Source organism: Prochlorococcus marinus str. MIT 9515 (assembly GCF_000015665.1).
Lineage (GTDB): Bacteria > Cyanobacteriota > Cyanobacteriia > PCC-6307 > Cyanobiaceae > Prochlorococcus_A > Prochlorococcus_A marinus_P.
Map to the genome: position 1 here is coordinate 1,155,710 of NC_008817.1, position 19,916 is coordinate 1,175,625.

Consider the following 19,916-nt stretch of genomic DNA (forward strand, 5'->3'; position numbering starts at 1 on the left):
GACAATGTTTAAAGCAATCTTTATGCTTACCTATAGTCAATTCCAAATGGGAAATGTCTAAATTTTTAAGAAAAAGAATTGATGTAGCAACTTGTTGGGCAACCAACAGAATATCAGTAATGGATACTCTTGAAAAATACGAGGACAGTTATGCCATCGCAGAAGAATTTAGAGAATGGATATTGCATATTGGCGAAGAAAATGAAAACCTTAAAAATTCTGTATTGAATTTCCCTAATGAATTAAAAGAATTATTAGATCAAAAAATAAATGAGAAATTAATCGAGTGAAATCCGACCTTCATAAATAGAGACTATTGATTAACATTGTAAATATTTGATATTTAAAATGGAAATGATAAAAAAAGAAGAAAACATTGAAAATTTAGTAATAATAGGTTCTGGTCCTGCGGGTTATACAGCAGCAATATACGCTGCTCGTGCAAATCTACAACCTCTCTTGGTTACTGGGTTTAATTCTGGAGGGATTCCCGGGGGGCAATTAATGACAACTACTTTTGTTGAAAACTTTCCCGGTTTTCCCGATGGGGTATTAGGACCTGAATTAATGGACTTAATGAAAGCTCAAGCTGAAAGATGGGGGACTAATTTATATGAGAGTGATGTAATTTCAATTGATACAAGTAAACGTCCTTTTGAGCTGAAAACCCTAGAAGGGATTATTAAAACAAATTCAATTATTATTGCAACTGGAGCAAGTGCCAATAGGTTGGGGGTGATAAATGAAGATAAATTTTGGAGCAAAGGCATAAGTGCGTGCGCAATTTGTGACGGGGCAACGCCACAATTTAGAAATGAAGAACTAGCAGTTATTGGAGGGGGAGATTCTGCATGTGAAGAAGCGGCATATCTTACAAAATATGGCAGCAAAGTTCATTTACTAGTTAGATCTGAAAAATTAAGAGCTAGTGCCGCAATGATAGATAGAGTAAAAGGCAACTCAAAGATCGAAATTCATTGGAACACAAAAGTAGAAAAAGCAATTGGGACTGATTGGCTTGACAAGATTGAAGCTATTAACACAGAAAAAGGCTACGTCGAGATTAAAGTTAAAGGACTTTTTTATGCTATTGGACACACTCCTAATACAAAGTTTTTGGACAATAAAATTGAATTAGACAAAAAAGGATATATTGCTTGTAAATCAGGTAGACCAGAAACTTCTATAGATGGAATATATGCAGCTGGAGATGTAGTAGATTCTGAATGGCGACAAGGAGTTACAGCTGCTGGGACAGGTTGTATGGCAGCATTGGCTGCTGAGCGATGGTTAGCAGAGAAAAATTTATCAAAAATAATTATTAGAGAAAAAGCCGAACCAGAAAAAACATTGCCTTCTTCGAGTTTTAATGAAGAGGAGACAGATGAAAACACTTTCGATTTAAACTCTAAATGGCAAAAAGGTAGTTATGCACTTAGGAAACTTTATCATGAGAGCAATAAACCAATTCTAGTTATTTTCAGCTCTCCAAGCTGTGGACCTTGTCATGTTTTAAAACCGCAACTTAAAAGAGTGATCAATGAATTTGATGGGGCTGTTCAGGGTATAGAAATTGATATTGATAAAGATCAAGAAATTGCTAAACAAGCCGGAATAAATGGAACTCCGACAATACAGCTATTTAAAGAAAAATTACTTAAAAAACAGTGGCAAGGAGTTAAGCAACGTAGTGAATTCAAAGAAGCAATACAAAACATCATCTAAGAAATTTTAATTATTTATTTCCTTCTTACATTATTTTTAGAATTTCCGGATCTCGGGCCTCCTCCACCTGCATTTCTCTCTCGATAAGTAATCCTACCTCTTGTTAAATCATAAAGGCTTATTTCTACAAGTACTTTATCTCCTGCTAATAACTTAATTCTAAATTTAGTTAACTTACCTGCCGCTCGGCATAAACATTGGTGACCCTCAGGTTGCTCTAAAGTAACCAAATAAAATCCATTACCTTGTTCTTTTTCTATTACGCCAGATGTTTCGATCATTAAATAAATTTTTTTCTAAATTAATATTATCAGAAAAGAATAAACAAAATTTATCTCGTGATAATTACATCAGTTGAATTGAGTTAATTGCAAAGATTTTAAATTTATATGAAAAATTTGATCTCATTAATTATTTGAAGCTGACCGTAATAAAAATTTGCTTTCGCAATTTTTTCAGGATCTTCTAGTTCATCAAAAAACATGAATCCTAAACTCTCCCATAAAGATGAGCCGCAAACATTATTAAGTTCGCTTGTTGCTTCTTTAGCAATATTATTTAGTTTACGTTCCAGATTTTTAGATTTAGAAATTGACATCAATAAATTAATTATGTAGTACAAATATACTACATAATTCACTTAATGCAACTTTAGAATGGAAGTCTCTTTTTTTCCTCGATATTTAGATCCGCTTCCATTTCTTTAAGCCTTTTTAAAATCTGTTGATAATAATCTTTAATGTAGCTTTCAAGAGAAGTAACTTCTTCTTTCTTTAGATCTAATATCTCATAAGTATTGCTCATGTCAGAATCTAATGCGACTCCACTACTAGTGACTTCAGCGAAGGCCAATCTCTCAGAGACATTTAATGCATCTTGAAAAAAGGAAACTATGTTCTGAGTTGCTTTTATTAAAAAGGGTGAAACTCTAAAAATTTTTGCCGTTTTATTACTATATTTTTCACATAAAGAAATGACTTCTTCAGAATCCCAAGCCTTAGGTCCAACTAGAGGTAGTGAAAGCTTGTAAGATTTTGGGTTATTTACTGAAGCAACAATGATTTTAGCCATATCTTGCGTGTTCATGTATGCGATTTTAGTTGGTGTGCCGCTCATCCAGACGGCTTGACTATCAAGCACAGGAATAGCAAATTGGCTAATAACACCTTGCATAAAAGCAGCGCATTGAAAAATTGTATAGTCGAAATTAGATTTCTCTAGAAGTTTTTCAGTACAATACTTGACATCCATTAAAGGTACATTTCTAAACTTTTCTGTTAATAAAATCGAGAGAAAAATTACCCTTTTTATTTTTTTCGACTCACAAGCATTAAAGAGGTTAAGCTTCCCATCCCAATCAGTCTCATATATACTTTTAGAATCTTCGGGTCTTCCAGTTGCGCTATCGATAACTACTTCAATATCTTGTAAAGCATAATCTATATCACCAGAATTAAGTAAGTTCCCCTTTGTAAGTTCACATCCCCATTCTTGAAGGAAAGAAGCTTTCCTTGGATTTCTAACAAAGCACCTTACTTCATGTCCGTCTTCAACAGCTTGCTTTGCTATCTGTCTTCCAAGAGTTCCAGTTGCACCTACTAAGAGAATCTTCATACTTAACGATGTACTTAACTTTTCGAGATTAACTCACTTTATGTGGTATTCGTGAGAATCAATCCCCTTGAAATTTTAATAATAATGCACCACCAACCAATCCAATTGGTATCAAAATCCAAAAAACAGCGGCGATACTAAAAATTTCTTTAGCCATAGGAAACTTAATCAATTATTATAATTTAACGTTTAATTGCATTTTTTTGTAAAAAAAATTACCAATGCAAATATCTTTAAATTATTTAAGAGGGGAATAAAGGTTTATTTGTATGAACTCTACCTATTTATCAGAAGCAGGAGAAGAATCTAATTACTGGAATTGGAATGGATTCAAAATTTTTTGGAGTGTTAAAGGGAAAGAAAATACACATCCTATGATTTTGCTTCACGGATTTGGCGCAAGCAGTAAACATTGGAGAAACAATTCTTGCTACTTTGCAAAAAAAGGATATTCTGTTTACTCAATAGATTTAATTGGATTTGGAAATTCAGCTCAACCGGGGATAAGTGAGATCGAAAAATTAGATAATGGAGTTTGGTGTAATCAGGTCAGTGATTTTATTAAACAAGTAATAAGACCACAGACTTCTAAAAAGATTGTTTTAATAGGAAATTCTTTAGGATCTCTAGTAGCTTTGACATGTGCAGTCTATTTGAAAAATGAAATACTTTCTGTTGTGGCATCCCCTCTTCCGGATCCTTTATTAATCAGGAAAAAAGAGCCGAAAATTAATTTAATTTTTGAAAAATTCAAAACCAACCTTATAAAAATATTTTTTAAATTATTTCCTTTAGAAATATTTTTATTTTTAATAAATAAATTAGGAATAATAAAATTAGGGCTCAATGCTGCCTATTTTAAAAAGGATAACGTAGACAAAGAATTGATTGATATTGTAAGAAAGCCGGTTTTAAGAAAGACTGCTGCCAGATCACTTAGAGCTATGTGTATAGGAATGTTAACAAGGGGAAATAAGTTAAAGGCAACTTACCTTTTAGAACAACTAAGTTATACAAAAAAAGTTCCTTTTTTATTGTTGTGGGGAGAAAAAGATAATTTCATACCTTTGTTTCTTGGTAAAAAGATTGCAAATTTCCATAGATGGGTAGAATTAAAAATAATACCTAATTCAGGCCATTGTGTTCATGATGAAGATCCTTCATTATTTAATAAAATTTCTCATGAATGGATTAGAGACTTAAAAACCTTTTAAAATATGAAACATACATTATCAGTGCTTGTTGAAGACGAATCAGGAGCCTTGAGTAGAATCTCGGGACTTTTTGCTAGAAGGGGTTTTAATATCGATAGTCTTGCTGTTGGTCCTGCCGAAACTAAAGGGAGTTCTAGACTAACAATGGTTGTAGAAGGTGATAATGAAACCCTTCAACAAATGACAAAACAACTTAACAAATTATTTAATGTTCTTGGAGTCGTAGATTTCACAAACCTTGCTGCTGTTGAAAGAGAATTAATGCTTCTAAAAGTTTCATCTAAAGAAGATACAAGAAGTCATATTTTGGATATCGTTCAAATATTTAGAGCAAAAGTGGTAGATGTGTCAGATATTGCTCTAACACTTGAAGTGGTAGGAGATCCAGGAAAATTAGTTGCTTTAGAAAAACTGCTTGAACCATATGGAATTCTGGAAATTGCAAGGACAGGTAAAGTCGCTCTTAAACGGTCATCAGGAGTAAACACTGAAATGTTAAAAACAAATAAATACTCTCTAGACATTTAATTAAAAATAACGATTTCATAAATCAAATCTTTTTTATCTAATTTCTGTAATATTTCGATTCCTTTTACAACTTTTCCAAAAATGGAGTACCTTCCATCTAATTCAGGAAATTTATTAGTCACAAAGAAAAACTCAGTTGAGGATGAATAACTTTTTCCATTTTTTACCATAGCTAGTGATCCATTTTCAAAAAAATTCTTAAGTTCAAAAATTTCAGCAGGATTAAGAATTTGGTATTTGTATTTTGGTTCAATTTCTTTTTTTAATTTTATTTCCAATGGAATATTTAGTCTAAGTTTATTTAAATTATGATTTTCCTTTTTGTAGTTACTTTCTGAATAAATACCTGAATGTATCATTTGAACTTGAGGATAATTGATTATTTTGTAGAACTTTTTATTTTGATAAATATTATTTTTTATATTTTCAACAAAATTATTTACCGTAACTGGATGTGTTTCTCCAAATAGTTTCACATCAAAATCACCTTTTGAAGTTTTGAAAGAAACTCTTTGGTTCTTTTTTATACAGTTTAAATTAAGCTTTTTACAATAATAATTTGAATCAAAAGAACTTCTATAACTGCAACTTGTAATTAAAAACAAAAACACTTTAAAAATCAAAAGTGTTTTTAATAAATAAAATCTTCCTATTTCAAACCCTCCAAATTTACATTTAAAAATTTAGCTAATCTTGCACCTTCCTCCTCAACTTGAAGTAGTGGTTTTAATTCACCTGCTCCGCTTAGAGGAAGTGCTTTTTTTCTCCCTTTAAGAACTAGTGCGATTCTTCTTCTTGGATTAAATCCCTCACTAATATCAAGTTTTACAGATTTAATTTCATCGAAATTTAGTTTGACTTCAATATCCTTAAATAATCCTTTTCTTTTAATCTCAACAGATTGGGAAACTTTATCAAAAGAGTTGTAACCTGAACCGAAGTTTATAAAGACCAAATACCATAAATATATATTTAACAAATTAGCTATTACTCCATAAGCCCCCATTATTATTCCTTGAGGTATAAAAAGTAAGGATGAAGGATTACCTAAAGGCAATAAGTCTCTTCCTGTGTAACTAGATATCGAAGCCAAGATAAAACCTATACCACCAATGGTTAACATTCCACCGATAAGGTAATTTGATATTTTTCTTGACCCATTAATTTGTTGTTCAATTTTATTGAAAGAAGAAAGATTTGATTCCATAATATTTTTATCCTAAAGGCACATTTTATTAATTTAACAAATCACCTGAAGTATTATTACTTATTTTCAAAGCAAAAAGTCAGGAAAGCTTTACAAGGCGTTTCATATATACAAATATTTCCCCACTTTACTATCAATCTTTGTTAAAGTCGCAACGTATCCCGAAGCTAAAAACGATTTCTCATGACGATCGCCGTTGGAAGCGCACCACAAAGAGGATGGTTTGATGTCCTTGATGATTGGTTAAAGCGCGACCGGTTTGTATTTATTGGTTGGTCCGGACTTCTTCTTTTACCTTGTGCATATCTTGCAATAGGTGGATGGTTTGTCGGAACAACATTTGTCACCTCTTGGTACACACATGGAGTTGCAAGCTCCTACCTTGAAGGTTGTAACTTTTTAACAGCAGCTGTAAGTACCCCTGGAGATGCCATGGGACACAGTCTTCTGTTTTTATGGGGCCCTGAAGCCCAAGGAAGTTTCGTAAGATGGCTACAACTTGGTGGTCTTTGGAACTTTGTTGCATTACATGGAGTATTTGGCCTTATAGGCTTTATGCTTCGTCAATTTGAAATTGCCGGTCTTGTAGGAATTAGACCTTATAACGCCTTAGCTTTTTCAGCTGTAATTGCAGTATTTACAAGTATTTTCCTTATCTATCCTTTAGGACAGCATAGTTGGTTCTTCGCTCCTTCATTTGGAGTCGCAGCAATCTTCAGATATATTCTGTTCATTCAAGGTTTTCATAATATTACTTTAAACCCATTTCACATGATGGGTGTTGCTGGAATCCTAGGAGGAGCACTTCTTTGTGCTATTCATGGAGCTACAGTACAAAATACATTGTATGAAGATACAAGTATTTACACAGATGGTAAGGTTCAAAGTTCAACTTTTAGAGCTTTCGATCCTACTCAGGAAGAAGAAACCTATTCAATGATTACAGCGAATAGATTTTGGAGCCAAATTTTTGGTATTGCTTTTTCTAACAAGCGTTTCCTTCACTTCTTGATGTTATTCGTACCTGTAATGGGTATGTGGACATCTTCAATAGGTATTGTTGGTTTAGCACTTAACTTGAGAGCTTATGATTTCGTAAGTCAAGAGATACGTGCTGCAGAAGATCCTGAATTTGAAACTTTCTACACAAAGAATATACTTTTGAACGAAGGTATGCGAGCATGGATGTCTTCTGTGGATCAACCACACGAAAATTTTGTATTCCCTGAGGAGGTTCTTCCACGTGGAAACGCCCTTTAATAATTTATTAAGAGCTCCAAACCAAAGTATCGAGGAAACTGGATACGCTTGGTACGTAGGCAACGCCAGATTAATTAATTTGTCTGGACGTTTATTAGGAGCTCACATTGCTCACTCTGGACTTATAGTCTTTTGGGCGGGAGCAATGATGCTTTTCGAGGTTAATCATTTTACATTTGATAAACCTATGTGGGAGCAAGGTTTAATCTGTATGCCACACGTTGCGATGTTTGGTTACGGAATAGGACCTGGTGGTGAAGTAACAGACATCATGCCTTTCTTTCAGGCAGGTGTGGTTCATCTTATTGCTTCAGCTGTTCTTGGTTTTGGAGGTATCTACCATTCATTAGCTGGACCCGAAAAGCTTGAAGAAGATTTTCCTTTCTTTTCTACGGATTGGAGAGATAAAAATCAAATGACCAATATTCTTGGATATCATTTGATTGTTTTAGGAGTAGGTGCATTAGCTTGGTCAGTAAACTGGTGTTTTATTGGCGGTGCTTATGATACATGGGCTCCTGGAGGAGGAGAAGTAAGACTTGTCAACCCAACACTTGATCCTAGAGTTATCCTTGGTTATCTTTTCAGGTCACCTTGGGGCGGCGCTGGTTCAATAATTGGTGTCAACTCAATAGAAGATATTGTTGGGGGTCATGTCTACGTTGGTATAACCGCAATAATTGGAGGTATCTTCCACATCTTCACTAAGCCATTTGGCTGGGCGAGAAGAGCATTCATATGGAATGGTGAAGGACTTTTAAGTTATGCACTTGGTGGAATATGTGTTGCAAGTTTTATTGCATCCACTTTCATTTGGTTTAACAACACTGCTTATCCCTCAGAATTCTATGGTCCAACAAATGCTGAAGCTTCACAGGCACAAAGCTTTACTTTCTTAGTGAGAGACCAAAGAATTGGAGCCAACGTAGGTTCAACAATGGGACCAACAGGATTAGGTAAATACCTCATGAGATCTCCTACTGGTGAGATTATATTTGGTGGTGAAACAATGAGATTTTGGGACTTCAGAGGACCATGGTTAGAACCTCTTAGAGGACCTAACGGATTGAGTCTTGAGAAGATTCAGAACGATATTCAGCCTTGGCAAGTAAGAAGAGCTGCTGAATATATGACTCATGCTCCTAACGCATCTATCAACTCAGTTGGTGGTATCATTACTGAGCCTAACGCTGTAAATTTTGTTAACCTAAGACAATGGTTAGCTGCAGCACAATTCTTCCTAGGATGGTTTACTTTCATTGGTCACCTTTGGCATGCTGGTCGTGCTAGAGCTGCCGCAGCCGGTTTCGAAAAAGGAATCGACAGAAAGAGTGAACCTGCTCTAGAAATGCCTGACATTGATTAATTTAATCAAATTTCTAAAGACCCTTGCAAAGGGTCTTTTTTTTTGTGCAGAAAATTCATTGTTTAATTAAATTATTTCTTAGCCACGGCAAACTTAAACCCATAACATTACTAAAACATCCTTCTATCTTCTCTATGTATTTACCTCCTCTTCCCTCTAAAGCAAACCCTCCCGCACAATGAAGTGGTTCAAGAGAATCTACATAAATTTTTATCTCATCATCATTTAAATTAGAGAAATAAACTTTAGAGCTTACTGTTTTTTTTATTGTTTTAGTAACTCTAATTACTTTTGAAGTTAAATTAAAATTACCAAAAATTAGTGTATGGCCCGTATGTAAGAAACCAAACCCTCCAGACATTCTTCTCCATCTATTGAATGCCTCTTCTTTGTTTAATGGTTTTCCGAAAGCTGTTCCTTTAAATTCAAAGATTGAATCACAACCAAGAATTTCGACTGAACTATAATTAAATTCTTCTGACAATTCTATTTCTTTCATACCAAGAACTAGGCTGTTAGCTTTTTGAAAAGATAATTCCAATGCCATATTAGATATATCATTCTCTTTGATTAAAGATTCATCAAAATTACTTGGAATTTGAATAAATTTGATATGAGAATTTTCTAGTAATTTCTTTCTAGATCGAGAAGCAGAGGCTAGAATTAACACAAATTTTTTATTAAATTATACTTTAAATTAAAGATTATTAAATTAATAATTTAATATCAATAACGAATGGAATTCACAGAAAACTATAATCCGAAAAATAAACCAATTATGGTTTTAGGAACTTCTAGTGGAGCTGGTAAATCATTAACAGTCACTGCAATATGCAGGATATTGAAAAAACTTGGTGAAGAGCCAATACCTTTTAAAGGACAAAATATGAGTAACAATGCTTGGGTTGATTCTAATGGTGGAGAAATGGCATATTCACAAGCATTACAAGCATTTTCTTGCGGGATTAATCCTTCTTCCGAAATGAATCCTATTTTATTAAAACCACAGGGTGATTCTACAAGTGAAGTCATTCATTTAGGAAAAAGTGTAGGGATTTCAACAGCAAAAGATTACTACAAAGATTGGTTTATGCCGGGATGGGAAGTTATTAAAAAAAGTATAAATATCATTTATGAGAAAAACAAAAATTGCCGATTAATCATTGAGGGGGCCGGAAGTCCTGTAGAAATGAACTTAATTCATAGGGATCTAACTAACTTAAGAGTTGCAAAGTATTTAGACGCGAGTTGTATTTTAGTAACGGATATTGAAAGAGGAGGCGTATTTGCACAAATAATAGGAACTCTTGAGTTAATGAAACCTGAAGAAAGAAAGCTCATAAAAGGGATATTAATAAATAGATTTAGAGGAGACCTTTCTTTATTTAAAGAAGGTAAAAAATGGATAGAAGATAAAACTAAAATTCCTGTTTTAGGAATAATTCCTTGGTTAAACGATAAATTCCCTCCAGAAGATTCTTTAGATTTGTTAGAAAGAAAATCTTATTTGAGTAATCCTGAAATAAAAGTTGGGATTATAAAATTACCATCTATAAGTAATTTTTCAGATTTTGATCCATTAGAAAATGAAAATTCCATATTAATAGAATGGATCAGTGAAGCCCAAAACTTGAATCAATTTGATTTTATTATTATTCCTGGAAGTAAACAGACTATAAAAGATCAACTATTTCTTAATGAGTCTGGATTGTCAAAAGAGATTAAAAACTATTCACACAATAATGGCAATATTTTCGGAATTTGTGGAGGTCTACAAATGTTGGGAACAGTTCTAGAAGACCCATTTTTTAAAGAAGGCTCAAATTTTAATTCAGATCAATCAATTAAGGGGATTGGATTACTACCTTTAAAAACAACTTTTCTTAAACATAAAATAACAAGACAAATTCACTCTGAATCAATTTGGCCGAACTCAACAAAAATCATTGGATTTGAGATACATAATGGAATTACTAAATTAGATAGTAGTCATCTTGATACTTTAAAAACAAATCATATATTTAAAGATTTCGATCTTGGATGGTATAAAGAGAATAGAGAGGGAGGGACTATTGCGGGAACATACATTCATGGGATTTTTGAAAATGATGAATGGAGAGATCACTATATAAATTTAATTAGAAAGACTAAAAACAAACTGACATTAGACAAGAAATCAAGATCATATAAAATGAAACGAGAATCTATTATTAACAATTTAGCGAACGAATTTAATAATCATTTCAATATTTCATTGCTATTAAATTGACAAACTCTAAAATTAAAATCACTTGGCCAAATAATATTGATACATATGCCTATGATGGAGACGATTGGTTTCTAATTGCTGAAAAGGTAGGTTTGGAAATCCCGACTGGCTGTCTAACAGGGAGTTGTGGTGCCTGTGAAATAGATGTCAATGGGGGAACAGTGAGGCCTTGTATAAGTAGTATAAAAAAGAATAAAGAATCTACATTAAAAGTTTCATTTACTACTGACCCATTCTGGTGAAACTAGATTATCTAAAATATAAAATTCAACTTAATGCCAAATCGATATACTTTATCCTCAAGAAGCTGTCCAATATCCTGAACACCTGCTGCATTGGAATAATATAAATCAATTGATTTTCCTGGTCGGAAAGAATATCTTAATCCTAATGAGGAGCTGAAATCTTGTTCATTTTTCAATGAAGTATTTATTTCAGGAATAAGCTGCAAATTATCTAATAAATTAATATAACTTGAGATACCAACCGCCCCAAAAGTTTCTATCTCACTAAAAAAGTATTTTGGACTAATATTAAAAACAACCTTATCATTAATTCTTATAGTATTTATTAATTCAGTGATTAGGTAACCTTGATTAGTCTTTTCATTACTTCCAAAGGATGTTCTAAATGTCATCCAAAAAGGATCAAAATTTTGTGGACTAAGAATTAATAATTTACCTCCTACTCTATAATTAAAATTGTTCTTGCTCAAAAATGTCCTTTGCAGACTTGAATGTTTATTATCAACTAAACTCACACCATCAAAAGATCCAGCACTTAGTTCTAATTGAAATATATTTGATAAAGAATAACCATAAAATCCAAACAAATTACCTTTTGAGTCATAATTCAAATTTATTTGTGAAGTCCCCTCATTAGGTATCAAAGCATTGCTGACCGTGATTCCACCAAAATTAAGTAATCTATTTCTTTTATTGAGAGACTGCGTGAATATATCTTTATCCTTATCTTTACCTTTATTTCTATAATCATTAAGGTTTTCTATATTAGGTTTTAAGTCAATTTCATTTTGAAAATAACTTTCATCATCCTTATATGATTTCCAAATAATCTTTTCTAGATTATTTGAATTTTTTTCTTGAACTTTCTCCCATCTAATTGAATTTATTTCGCGAGACTCTTTTTTATCTTTTTCTGCAAAAACAACCAAAGAATTTAATAATTGAGTAAATATAAAGATAAAAAAAAATAACCTCATTTAGAAAAATCTTCGACTTATCAATTTAACCCTTTAATAATACTCCTTATAAACTATATCTATCAATTCAACTTAGAAATCAAATAGCCGTAGGCACTCGAACCGCTCCAGCCAACAAATTTGTCCATCTCGAAGTGTATATCCCTTTTAAATTCATATGAATCAACTATTTGCAAACTATCTGATTTTTTTATACAACCATCAGAAAACACTTCTAAAGATTTTCGTTGTTCTTCATTATTTAGTTGCAGTGGTTCACTATGACCATAAATAAAAGCCAAATTTGTAGATGTGATCCTATTATTTATACTACATTCTTTTCCTACTACTGAGCTCCATTCTTTGTCCCCATGAGTCCAATAGAGTGACCATAAATCATGCTGGCCTATTGTAGAAGGATATATGTTACTTTTATCAGCCATTTGATATAATTTTTCTCTTTGATAGTTGGTATAATTCACCGAATTTGTAGAAACAAAAAGTCCTATCGTAAAAAAGAGTGATAAAGAAATAGGCAGCAAAAATTTAAAATTCCAAAAATTATAAAAAGCCTGATCACAAAGGTATACAAAATAGGTAATTACTGGTATCCAAAAACATGGAAACAAATAAATATTATGTCTAGATGGAGCGAAGGCATAATTTCCTTTAAATGAAAAAGATATTGTAATTAATAAAACACTAAAAATAATTAGGGCAACAATTCTTGACAATTTTGTGACTCTAAATAAGAAAACAAATGATGGTATAACAAAAAGAAATAACACAAAAGATGAAAAGCCTTGTCCGTTTCTAAATGGATAGATCGATAGAGAAGCTAATCTGGATATTGCATGAACTAGATGTATAAAATTTGTGTTCAATGAATAACTCTGTAGATCCAACTTATATAAAAGTCCATCACCATAGGCCCATTGAGCTGTACCTTCATTTTGGCTAATTATAGAAATTAATTTAAAGTAGTGATATTTCGAAAAACCCAATAAAAGCGAAATGGAAAATGTTATTCCTAAAGTTGAATAGAATTTTGGTTTTTTGTTGATAAAAATAACAGAATTTTTTCGATATATTTTTTTAATAATTTTCAAGGGTTGTTTTTCAGTGAATAAAAAATAAAAACTTGCTAGCAATATGCCAAGATATAAAAATATAGTTTGAAATCCCAACAACGAAGAAAGCCATATGATTAATAATGTGTAAAGCAGTGGAATATCAAATGTTTTATTGGAAAAGGTTTGATTACTACCATTGATCTTAATTTGGTAAGTATAAAAAGAGGTAAATAAAGATAAACAAATCAAAGTACTTATTGCAGGGAGCTGATATGGCATATAGGAACTTGCATGTAACATCAATTCCGGATTAAAACATACGATTAAGATCGATAAAAAATCAATTAAGTATCTAATTCTTTGGAAATTTTTAATTCTAATTTTATCTTTAAAAGAATAAAAAATAGTTGTTATGTTATTACTCAAAAGGTATGCTGTTAAGACTGCACTTATAAATCCAACCACTAAAGTGGCAAATCTAGTCCAATCCAAACCAAACTTTAAGAATGGAATAGTTAGAGGAAGATAGATAAACCCCCATAAAGGTGGATAAGTGCCCCAACCTTCTCTACATGTTTTTAGAGTTGCTTGTAATAGATTTATAGGTTTGATACTTTGAAAGTCTATTGGGTAGGCAATCTGTGAGGAAAGCGGGAAATTATTACTTGATTCAAATGAATTTATTTTTTTAATAACATCAAAAAAAGTACCATAATCATCTACATTTCTCCAGCTTGAAGGACCAATTATTAGCCAAAACAAAAAAGAAAAAACAGCTAGCAAATAAAAGATTAAAGATGGTTTCCAAAAACTAAATTTTATAGAGTTAAAGTAATTGACTAAATTCTCTTTATTAGATTTACTTATCATCTTCTGGATAAAAATAACACTCATATTATAAGTATGCACTTACGAAGGCAATTACTTGTTTTCTAAAAATTAGAAAACTATATATATCTGATAAATATCCTTACAATTTAAAAAATATTAACTCTGCTTTCAAATAATTTTCAGCAAATTAATTATCTAAATAAAGTTGTTTGATGTTTCTCTTTTTTTAAGAAGATCCTTTTCCAAACCTTTTAAAATAAAAAATAATGATTATATTTGATTATTTTATTTAGAAACTACCGACATTAAAAAGAAGAGAGGGTGTAAGTTGAGAAAATTTCAATAGAAACCCTCATTAACTCAATGACATTTATATTTTTATAAAACATTCAAATTCTCCGAAGAGTTTTTGAGAAAAGAAGGTTTGACATTGTCTAAAATCTCTTGACAAAAGAAAAAATCTTTGTGAAGAAAATAGAAAAATAAAAGTTAATGCTTTTATTTAAAACTATTTTGACCCTATTAGAATGCCCCGAAAGAGTCAGACAATATAGAAAAACGGAGAGGGTGGGATTCGAACCCACGAACAGTCTCCTGTTAAACGATTTCGAGTCGTTCGCTTTCGACCACTCAGCCACCTCTCCGTAATTAAATGCTAAATGAAATAAGGTATAAAAATAATGGATATCATATTCTTTAATCCCAACCAGCTTCTCTCATCATTCTAATAGCTATTGAATTATTATTTCCAAGGTCCTCAACAGTTACCTTATCAGGAGTGAATTCGCCAAAGTTTTTAACAATCTGATTTTGATTAACCTCTTTTAATGGATGTTCGAAAGTAGGAGCGGCTAATCCTTTACTTCCTTCAGGAGAAGCTAAAAACTCTAGAAGTTTAACGGCTTCAGCTTTATTTGTGGCATATTTAGCAACTCCTCCCGCACTAATATTTACATGTGCTGGATTAGGGGTAATAACAGTTGTTTTTCTGGCGTACAAAGTATCTCTTCTACCATTTACACCGGCAAGCATTCTTGCGACATAGTAATGATTAACTATTCCAACTCCACATTTCTTTTTCGAAACGGCTCTAACTATTGAAATATCGCCAGGGAAAAAAGGTTGGGAAACATTAGAAATCATTCCGTTTAACCATGTTTTTGTAGCCTCTTGCCCCTTATTAACAATTTGATTTGCAACGAGGGATTGATTATATGGACTCTTTCTATTCCTTAGACACACTTTACCTTTTAAAGCGGGGTCTGCTAGATCTGTATAATCCTTTATTTTGCTTACATCTACAACTTTAGGGTTAACAACCATAACCCTGACTCTTCTTGTCAATGCATACCATTCTTTCCCAGGATCTTTTAATCCAACGGGGACATCATTTTCTAGGCTAGATGATTCAATTTTTTGAAGCAAGCCTGCTTTAGCAGCATTAGTTATTCTGGCCGCATCAACAAGTAAAATCAAATCAGCCTGAGAGTTTTTCCCTTCTCTTCTTAATCTCTCTATGAGAGATATTCCTGCAGCTTCAATAAGCCGAACTTTAATTCCAGTCTCCTCTGCAAATTTTTTATAAACATTCCTGTCAGTATTGTAATGTCTGCCTGAGTAAATCTTGACTTCCCTTTCTGAGGAATTAACAGGAGCAATAACATTAAAAAGAAATGTACATGTTAATGCTGAGTAGAGCAATTTCTTGAGTTTTTGCACTTTTTCTAAATAGTATCTATCGTTACTTTATATATATTAAAAGCACAAGAATTCTAAAAGATATTTTCTTTACCTCATCTTGTATCATTTCTTATAATCAAAATGAATTTTTTAACTTATAAGCTACTAAATTTAGAAGAATTAAAGATATTAAAACTAAATTTAAATAAGCAAAATGAACTTTGGGAAAGTGGCAAAATGACCGCCGGTAGTCAGGCATCAAAAGTCAAAGAAAATTTGCAATTAAATAGGAATTCTGAAATTTCAAAAAAATATTCTCAATTAATCAGAAAAAAAATCATCACTAACCCATTAATTAAAAGTTTTGCTTTACCAAAGACAATCCATGGAATCATGTTTACAAAATCATTACAAAACATGCATTATGGAAGACACATTGACAATCCTTTTATGTCCTCAGGCAGGTCGGATTTATCTTTTACAATTTCATTAACTAACAAAGCCGATTACCAGGGTGGTGAATTAGTAATCGAAACACTAAATTCAGAAAAAAAATTAAAGCTAGATGCTGGAGAGATAATAATCTATCCAAGCACATACCTGCATTCCGTAAAAAAAGTTAAAAATGGTGAAAGATTAGTATGCGTAGGCTGGATTGAAAGTTATGTTAAGTCAATTGAGGAAAGAGAATATTTATTTGACCTTGATGCTGGAGCGAAGGGTTTATTAGCCAAATATGGGAGGTCCGACGAACTTGACAATATTTTTAAGTCTTATTCAAACTTATTGAGATTACTAGGTAACTAAAGAAACATTTTATACATCTCGTAGAAAAAAGCTCTCAATATCTGTACTATATAAATAGTACGGATATTTTACCTTAAATGCCCAAAAGAAGTTCAATAGCATTATTTATAGCAGCATCAAGTGTATTAGCTATCAATACTGCAGATTCTAATTCTATTAAAGCAGGAGAAAATGATTTAGGAGGATTAAAAGAATGGAACACTGATATGAGTGTTGATGCTGATTTTATTCTAGATAAAGAAGCTCAAAAGTTAGCAGATGAAGCCAAAAAATCTAGTTTGTGTATTCCTATTGGGGAAGGAGAGAATTGTTGGTAAATATAATAAACTTTAAAAAAAACCGCTAATTAAAGCGGTTTTAGAAATAAAAAAACACCTTTTAAGGTGTTTTTTTTGTATTTAAAGATTTTTTAACATAGCACTTAAATGATCTCAGCCCTGTTTAACGGCACTACCAGCTCTATCGGATCCACCGAATATTGCAGGAGTAACGTTAACATAACTCGGACAAATAAAGCAAAAAAATCATATAATCGTCTCCCTATTGGGGAAAGAGATGATTATTGATAAATATAAATAAACTTAAAAAAAAAAAAACCGCTTATTAAAGCGGTTTTAGTAAATAAAACACCGTTTAAGGCATTCTAAATTTTGAGTTAGAACTTAAAGGTTGTTTCAACAACAGCACCTAAATGATCTCTACCCTGTCTACCGGCACTACCAGCTCTATCGGATCCACCGAATATTGCAGGAGTAACGTTAACAGAATCATTAACTTGATAAGAATAATAAGCTTCCCAAGCTATAGGATCAACAGTTGTTTCGTCTTCTCTTGTTTGAGGCTGACCAAAAGCAACTCCAATTTTATCATCAGGAGTAAATGTATCTTCCCATGTTAAACCTACGAAATAAGCCGTAGTATTAGAGTTGGTAGTAGCATCTGTTTCTGAGGTGTCATAACCTAGAGAGATTGAAGGGGTCGCCTTACCAGCATCTTCAGGTCTCCACCAGCCTCTCAAACCGATGTTTGAACTATTACCACCGTTTGGTCTTAATTTACCAAATGGAGTTGTGTAATATGAGTCAGTCCAGCCGTTATACTTCATGTTAAGAATTACAGAAGCAGAGTAGGTTGGCTGTGTATATCCAATTTGAGTAGCCCAACTAGTAGCAGATTCGTTAGTTCCCCAACCACTGGTAGAATCGCCTTCTTTACTTACAACGTTTGAACTGATTGCAAAACCGTTATCAGCTTTGTAAGCCCAACCAAATCCAGGGTTAGTACTTGCACCGTAAGCTGCTCCGTTACCACCTAGTGTAAATTGCTTAGTTATAGGCTGGTATATGGATGGAGTAGTCGCATGCATATAGTAGTTTTCAATTTTTGGACCAATCCAAACTGTGTGTTTTTCACCAACAGGGAATGTGTACCAAATTTTGTCAACTTTTATAGCGTCGGCATTACCTTTAGATGAAGACAAATATGTTCCATATGTATAAGAAGTTTGCCAACCAGTTGCATTACCAGTTTTCAACCTAACATAAAGATTATCATCACCTGTAAAACTTGTATTGAGGTTACCCTGCCACATGTATGTAGCTAAAGTACCTTCAGTTTCTCCTGTTTCTTCAACATTTAATGCACCAACAGTGAAGATTACTTTACCGTCAAGTGTTGTTGTCTCAGAAAAGGAACCAGCCTCATAATCATTTTGAATAGCTTCAATACCGTCAACACGTCCTTTTAGTGTTGCAAGTTCTTCGTTAACTTCATTAACGAAAGTTTCACTGTCGAATAAACTTGTAGCAGATGATTTGTTACTACTGTTGTAGTCATTCATCCCCTCAAGGTTCAACACGTCAGAAGCTTGAGCAGCCATAGGAGCAATTAAGCCTACAGAAGCTGTAGCAACTAACATTTTTTGGAAGAGTTTCATTTTACCTCACACGAAAAATGCCCATAATAATGGGTATAGTAATTGTATCGAGGGTAACATTTTTAAGTAGGATTAATAGATTCACTTCTATGTAGCAAATGATACGGAGCTTATTTCAGATGCTTTCTAATCAAATTATTTTTTTAATAAAGGAAATTTCAAAGACTCTCTTTCAATTATCCAAGAGGATGCCACTTCTCTAGCTAATTTTCGAATCTTTTCAATATATTGCGCACGATCAGTAACTGAAATCACTCCTCTAGCATCAAGCAAATTAAAGCAATGACTGCATTTTAATACAAAATCCAGAGCAGGAAAAGTAAGTTTTTTATCAAGAAGAGATACAGCTTCTTCTTGATATATTGAAAATAGTTTCCTCATGTTTTCGGGATTTGATGCTCTAAAGTTAAATTCGCATTGATTTTTTTCAAATTGAAGCCAAATATCGCTGTAGTTGAAATCTTTATTCCAATCTAAATCCCAAATACTTTCTTTATCTTGCAAAAACGTCGCAATTCTCTCTAGTCCGTAAGTTATCTCAATGGGAATTGGATTACAGTCAACCCCCCCACATTGTTGAAAATAAGTAAATTGTGTTACCTCCATCCCATCCAACCAGACTTCCCAGCCCACTCCCCATGCGCCAAGGGTAGGGGACTCCCAATTATCTTCTACAAATCTTATGTCGTGTTCCTTAGGGTTAATACCTAAAAACTCTAAAGAAGATAAATATTTCTCTTGAATTCTATCAGGAGATGGTTTAATGATTACTTGATATTGAAAATAATGTTGAGCCCTGTTTGGGTTATCTCCAAATCTTCCATCAGTAGGTCTTCTACATGGCTCAGCATACGCAACACTCCAAGGCTCGGGCCCAATTGCTCTAAGGAAAGTATGCGGGTTCATAGTTCCTGCACCTTTTTCAGTGTCATAAGGTTGCATAATCAAACAACCTTCTTCAGACCAGAATTTATTTAAATTTTGAATTATATCTTGAAAAAACATTAAATTAAAAATTGTCTAGGTTACATCAATGCCAAAGAATATAATAACAAAACCACTTAAAAGAAAAAATAAATTTTTTGAAAATTCTTATTTCTGTTTCTGAAAATATTTTTTATTTTCAGCTGTCATAAGTAAGTAAAAAATAATGCCAAATAAACCTAGAAAAGTTATCATCAACTCAAATGTCTGAAGAAGTTCTC

22 protein-coding genes and 1 tRNA gene are annotated in these 19,916 nt (G+C 32.7%); 10 read left to right on the top strand and 13 right to left on the bottom strand.

Translation table 11 applies throughout. The annotated features are described in order from the left end of the window. Positions 1-53: 53 nt before the first annotated feature. Both P9515_RS06320 and trxB read left to right on the top strand, forming a co-directional pair. Positions 54-290 (top strand): hypothetical protein, encoded by a 237-nt coding sequence (locus P9515_RS06320; protein WP_011820620.1) that lies wholly within the window; start codon positions 54-56, stop codon positions 288-290. 58 nt (positions 291-348) lie between these two features. Next, positions 349-1,725: a thioredoxin-disulfide reductase gene (gene trxB, locus P9515_RS06325; protein ID WP_011820621.1), complete on the top strand. Its 1,377-nt coding sequence runs from the start codon at positions 349-351 to the stop codon at positions 1,723-1,725. A 14-nt stretch (positions 1,726-1,739) separates the two neighbouring features. On the opposite strand, the gene P9515_RS06330 is transcribed toward trxB, so the two are convergent. From P9515_RS06330 to petM, 4 genes are all read right to left on the bottom strand, one after another. Next, the gene (locus tag P9515_RS06330; RefSeq protein ID WP_011820622.1) at positions 1,740-2,006 is read right to left on the bottom strand and encodes a translation initiation factor IF-1; all 267 of its coding nucleotides are present in this window, start codon (positions 2,004-2,006) and stop codon (positions 1,740-1,742) included. A gap of 104 nt (positions 2,007-2,110) precedes the next feature. After that, entirely contained in the window at positions 2,111-2,323 is a 213-nt protein-coding gene (locus tag P9515_RS06335) for a hypothetical protein (protein ID WP_011820623.1), read from the bottom strand. Between the two features lie 53 nt (positions 2,324-2,376). Further along, positions 2,377-3,339, bottom strand: a complete 963-nt coding sequence (locus P9515_RS06340) for an NAD(P)H-binding protein (RefSeq protein WP_011820624.1) — start codon at positions 3,337-3,339, stop codon at positions 2,377-2,379. Positions 3,340-3,397: 58 nt separating this feature from the next. Continuing rightward, positions 3,398-3,496: a cytochrome b6-f complex subunit PetM gene (gene petM / locus P9515_RS06345; RefSeq protein ID WP_011132786.1), complete on the bottom strand. Its 99-nt coding sequence runs from the start codon at positions 3,494-3,496 to the stop codon at positions 3,398-3,400. Positions 3,497-3,608: 112 nt separating this feature from the next. Between petM and P9515_RS06350 the strand changes: the two genes are divergently transcribed. Both P9515_RS06350 and ilvN read left to right on the top strand, forming a co-directional pair. Next, the gene (locus P9515_RS06350) at positions 3,609-4,553 is read left to right on the top strand and encodes an alpha/beta fold hydrolase (protein ID WP_011820625.1); all 945 of its coding nucleotides are present in this window, start codon (positions 3,609-3,611) and stop codon (positions 4,551-4,553) included. Positions 4,554-4,556: 3 nt separating this feature from the next. Next, positions 4,557-5,081 carry an acetolactate synthase small subunit gene (ilvN, locus tag P9515_RS06355; protein WP_011820626.1) on the top strand — a complete coding sequence of 175 codons (525 nt, stop codon included), beginning with the start codon at positions 4,557-4,559 and terminating at the stop codon, positions 5,079-5,081. On the opposite strand, the gene P9515_RS06360 is transcribed toward ilvN, so the two are convergent. Beyond that, the gene (locus P9515_RS06360; protein WP_225867080.1) at positions 5,078-5,692 is read right to left on the bottom strand and encodes a peptidylprolyl isomerase; all 615 of its coding nucleotides are present in this window, start codon (positions 5,690-5,692) and stop codon (positions 5,078-5,080) included. The genes ilvN and P9515_RS06360 overlap by 4 nt on opposite strands. A gap of 38 nt (positions 5,693-5,730) precedes the next feature. After that, positions 5,731-6,288 (bottom strand): photosystem I assembly protein Ycf4, encoded by a 558-nt coding sequence (locus tag P9515_RS06365; protein WP_011820628.1) that lies wholly within the window; start codon positions 6,286-6,288, stop codon positions 5,731-5,733. 183 nt (positions 6,289-6,471) lie between these two features. Between P9515_RS06365 and psbD the strand changes: the two genes are divergently transcribed. Together psbD and psbC are read left to right on the top strand one after the other, a co-directional pair. Further along, a complete protein-coding gene (psbD, locus tag P9515_RS06370; RefSeq protein ID WP_002807316.1) occupies positions 6,472-7,548 on the top strand; it encodes a photosystem II D2 protein (photosystem q(a) protein) in 1,077 nt (358 codons plus the stop codon). Continuing rightward, positions 7,532-8,914, top strand: a complete 1,383-nt coding sequence (gene psbC / locus P9515_RS06375) for a photosystem II reaction center protein CP43 (RefSeq protein ID WP_011820629.1) — start codon at positions 7,532-7,534, stop codon at positions 8,912-8,914. The genes psbD and psbC overlap by 17 nt, the downstream gene beginning before the upstream one ends. 55 nt (positions 8,915-8,969) lie before the next feature. On the opposite strand, the gene P9515_RS06380 is transcribed toward psbC, so the two are convergent. Continuing rightward, complete coding sequence (locus P9515_RS06380; RefSeq protein WP_011820630.1) at positions 8,970-9,584, bottom strand: nucleoside triphosphate pyrophosphatase; 615 nt, start codon at positions 9,582-9,584, stop codon at positions 8,970-8,972. Positions 9,585-9,650: 66 nt separating this feature from the next. Between P9515_RS06380 and P9515_RS06385 the strand changes: the two genes are divergently transcribed. Then, on the top strand, positions 9,651-11,183 hold the full coding sequence (locus P9515_RS06385) for a cobyric acid synthase (protein ID WP_011820631.1): 1,533 nt from the start codon (positions 9,651-9,653) through the stop codon (positions 11,181-11,183). Continuing rightward, entirely contained in the window at positions 11,180-11,425 is a 246-nt protein-coding gene (locus P9515_RS06390) for a 2Fe-2S iron-sulfur cluster binding domain-containing protein (protein ID WP_011820632.1), read from the top strand. Before P9515_RS06385 ends, P9515_RS06390 begins: the two co-directional genes overlap by 4 nt. Positions 11,426-11,436: 11 nt before the next feature. Here the strand turns inward: P9515_RS06390 and P9515_RS06395 are convergent, their stop codons facing one another. From P9515_RS06395 to P9515_RS06410, 4 genes are all read right to left on the bottom strand, one after another. Beyond that, a complete protein-coding gene (locus tag P9515_RS06395; RefSeq protein WP_225867081.1) occupies positions 11,437-12,357 on the bottom strand; it encodes a hypothetical protein in 921 nt (306 codons plus the stop codon). Between the two features lie 110 nt (positions 12,358-12,467). Further along, a complete protein-coding gene (locus tag P9515_RS06400) occupies positions 12,468-14,351 on the bottom strand; it encodes a hypothetical protein (RefSeq protein ID WP_041710632.1) in 1,884 nt (627 codons plus the stop codon). Positions 14,352-14,847: 496 nt separating this feature from the next. Then, positions 14,848-14,932: transfer RNA gene (locus P9515_RS06405), tRNA-Ser, on the bottom strand. Between the two features lie 52 nt (positions 14,933-14,984). After that, complete coding sequence (locus tag P9515_RS06410) at positions 14,985-16,007, bottom strand: extracellular solute-binding protein (RefSeq protein ID WP_011820635.1); 1,023 nt, start codon at positions 16,005-16,007, stop codon at positions 14,985-14,987. Positions 16,008-16,109: 102 nt separating this feature from the next. Here P9515_RS06410 and P9515_RS06415 point away from each other — a divergent pair, with 102 nt between their 5' ends. Beyond that, on the top strand, positions 16,110-16,775 hold the full coding sequence (locus P9515_RS06415; protein ID WP_041710633.1) for a Fe2+-dependent dioxygenase: 666 nt from the start codon (positions 16,110-16,112) through the stop codon (positions 16,773-16,775). A gap of 77 nt (positions 16,776-16,852) precedes the next feature. Further along, positions 16,853-17,092, top strand: coding sequence for a hypothetical protein (locus P9515_RS06420; protein ID WP_011820637.1), 240 nt, complete (start codon positions 16,853-16,855; stop codon positions 17,090-17,092). Positions 17,093-17,430: 338 nt separating this feature from the next. Here the strand turns inward: P9515_RS06420 and P9515_RS06425 are convergent, their stop codons facing one another. Further along, the gene (locus P9515_RS06425) at positions 17,431-18,711 is read right to left on the bottom strand and encodes an iron uptake porin (protein ID WP_011820638.1); all 1,281 of its coding nucleotides are present in this window, start codon (positions 18,709-18,711) and stop codon (positions 17,431-17,433) included. Between the two features lie 135 nt (positions 18,712-18,846). Further along, positions 18,847-19,716, bottom strand: a complete 870-nt coding sequence (glyQ, locus tag P9515_RS06430) for a glycine--tRNA ligase subunit alpha (protein WP_011820639.1) — start codon at positions 19,714-19,716, stop codon at positions 18,847-18,849. Between the last annotated feature and the right edge of the window lie 200 nt (positions 19,717-19,916).

What these genes read in the sequence shown, in the direction of transcription:
- P9515_RS06420 (WP_011820637.1), top strand. Translation starts at nt 16,853, where the DNA reads ATGCCCAAAAGAAGTTCAATAGCATTATTTATAGCAGCATCAAGTGTA.
- P9515_RS06415 (WP_041710633.1), top strand. Translation starts at nt 16,110, where the DNA reads ATGAATTTTTTAACTTATAAGCTACTAAATTTAGAAGAATTAAAGATA.
- P9515_RS06365 (WP_011820628.1), bottom strand. Translation starts at nt 6,288, where the DNA reads ATGGAATCAAATCTTTCTTCTTTCAATAAAATTGAACAACAAATTAAT.
- ilvN (WP_011820626.1), top strand. Translation starts at nt 4,557, where the DNA reads ATGAAACATACATTATCAGTGCTTGTTGAAGACGAATCAGGAGCCTTG.
- P9515_RS06385 (WP_011820631.1), top strand. Translation starts at nt 9,651, where the DNA reads ATGGAATTCACAGAAAACTATAATCCGAAAAATAAACCAATTATGGTT.
- P9515_RS06320 (WP_011820620.1), top strand. Translation starts at nt 54, where the DNA reads ATGTCTAAATTTTTAAGAAAAAGAATTGATGTAGCAACTTGTTGGGCA.
- glyQ (WP_011820639.1), bottom strand. Translation starts at nt 19,716, where the DNA reads ATGTTTTTTCAAGATATAATTCAAAATTTAAATAAATTCTGGTCTGAA.
- P9515_RS06340 (WP_011820624.1), bottom strand. Translation starts at nt 3,339, where the DNA reads ATGAAGATTCTCTTAGTAGGTGCAACTGGAACTCTTGGAAGACAGATA.
- trxB (WP_011820621.1), top strand. Translation starts at nt 349, where the DNA reads ATGGAAATGATAAAAAAAGAAGAAAACATTGAAAATTTAGTAATAATA.
- P9515_RS06400 (WP_041710632.1), bottom strand. Translation starts at nt 14,351, where the DNA reads ATGAGTGTTATTTTTATCCAGAAGATGATAAGTAAATCTAATAAAGAG.
- psbD (WP_002807316.1), top strand. Translation starts at nt 6,472, where the DNA reads ATGACGATCGCCGTTGGAAGCGCACCACAAAGAGGATGGTTTGATGTC.
- P9515_RS06350 (WP_011820625.1), top strand. Translation starts at nt 3,609, where the DNA reads ATGAACTCTACCTATTTATCAGAAGCAGGAGAAGAATCTAATTACTGG.
- P9515_RS06330 (WP_011820622.1), bottom strand. Translation starts at nt 2,006, where the DNA reads ATGATCGAAACATCTGGCGTAATAGAAAAAGAACAAGGTAATGGATTT.
- petM (WP_011132786.1), bottom strand. Translation starts at nt 3,496, where the DNA reads ATGGCTAAAGAAATTTTTAGTATCGCCGCTGTTTTTTGGATTTTGATA.
- P9515_RS06335 (WP_011820623.1), bottom strand. Translation starts at nt 2,323, where the DNA reads ATGTCAATTTCTAAATCTAAAAATCTGGAACGTAAACTAAATAATATT.
- P9515_RS06425 (WP_011820638.1), bottom strand. Translation starts at nt 18,711, where the DNA reads ATGAAACTCTTCCAAAAAATGTTAGTTGCTACAGCTTCTGTAGGCTTA.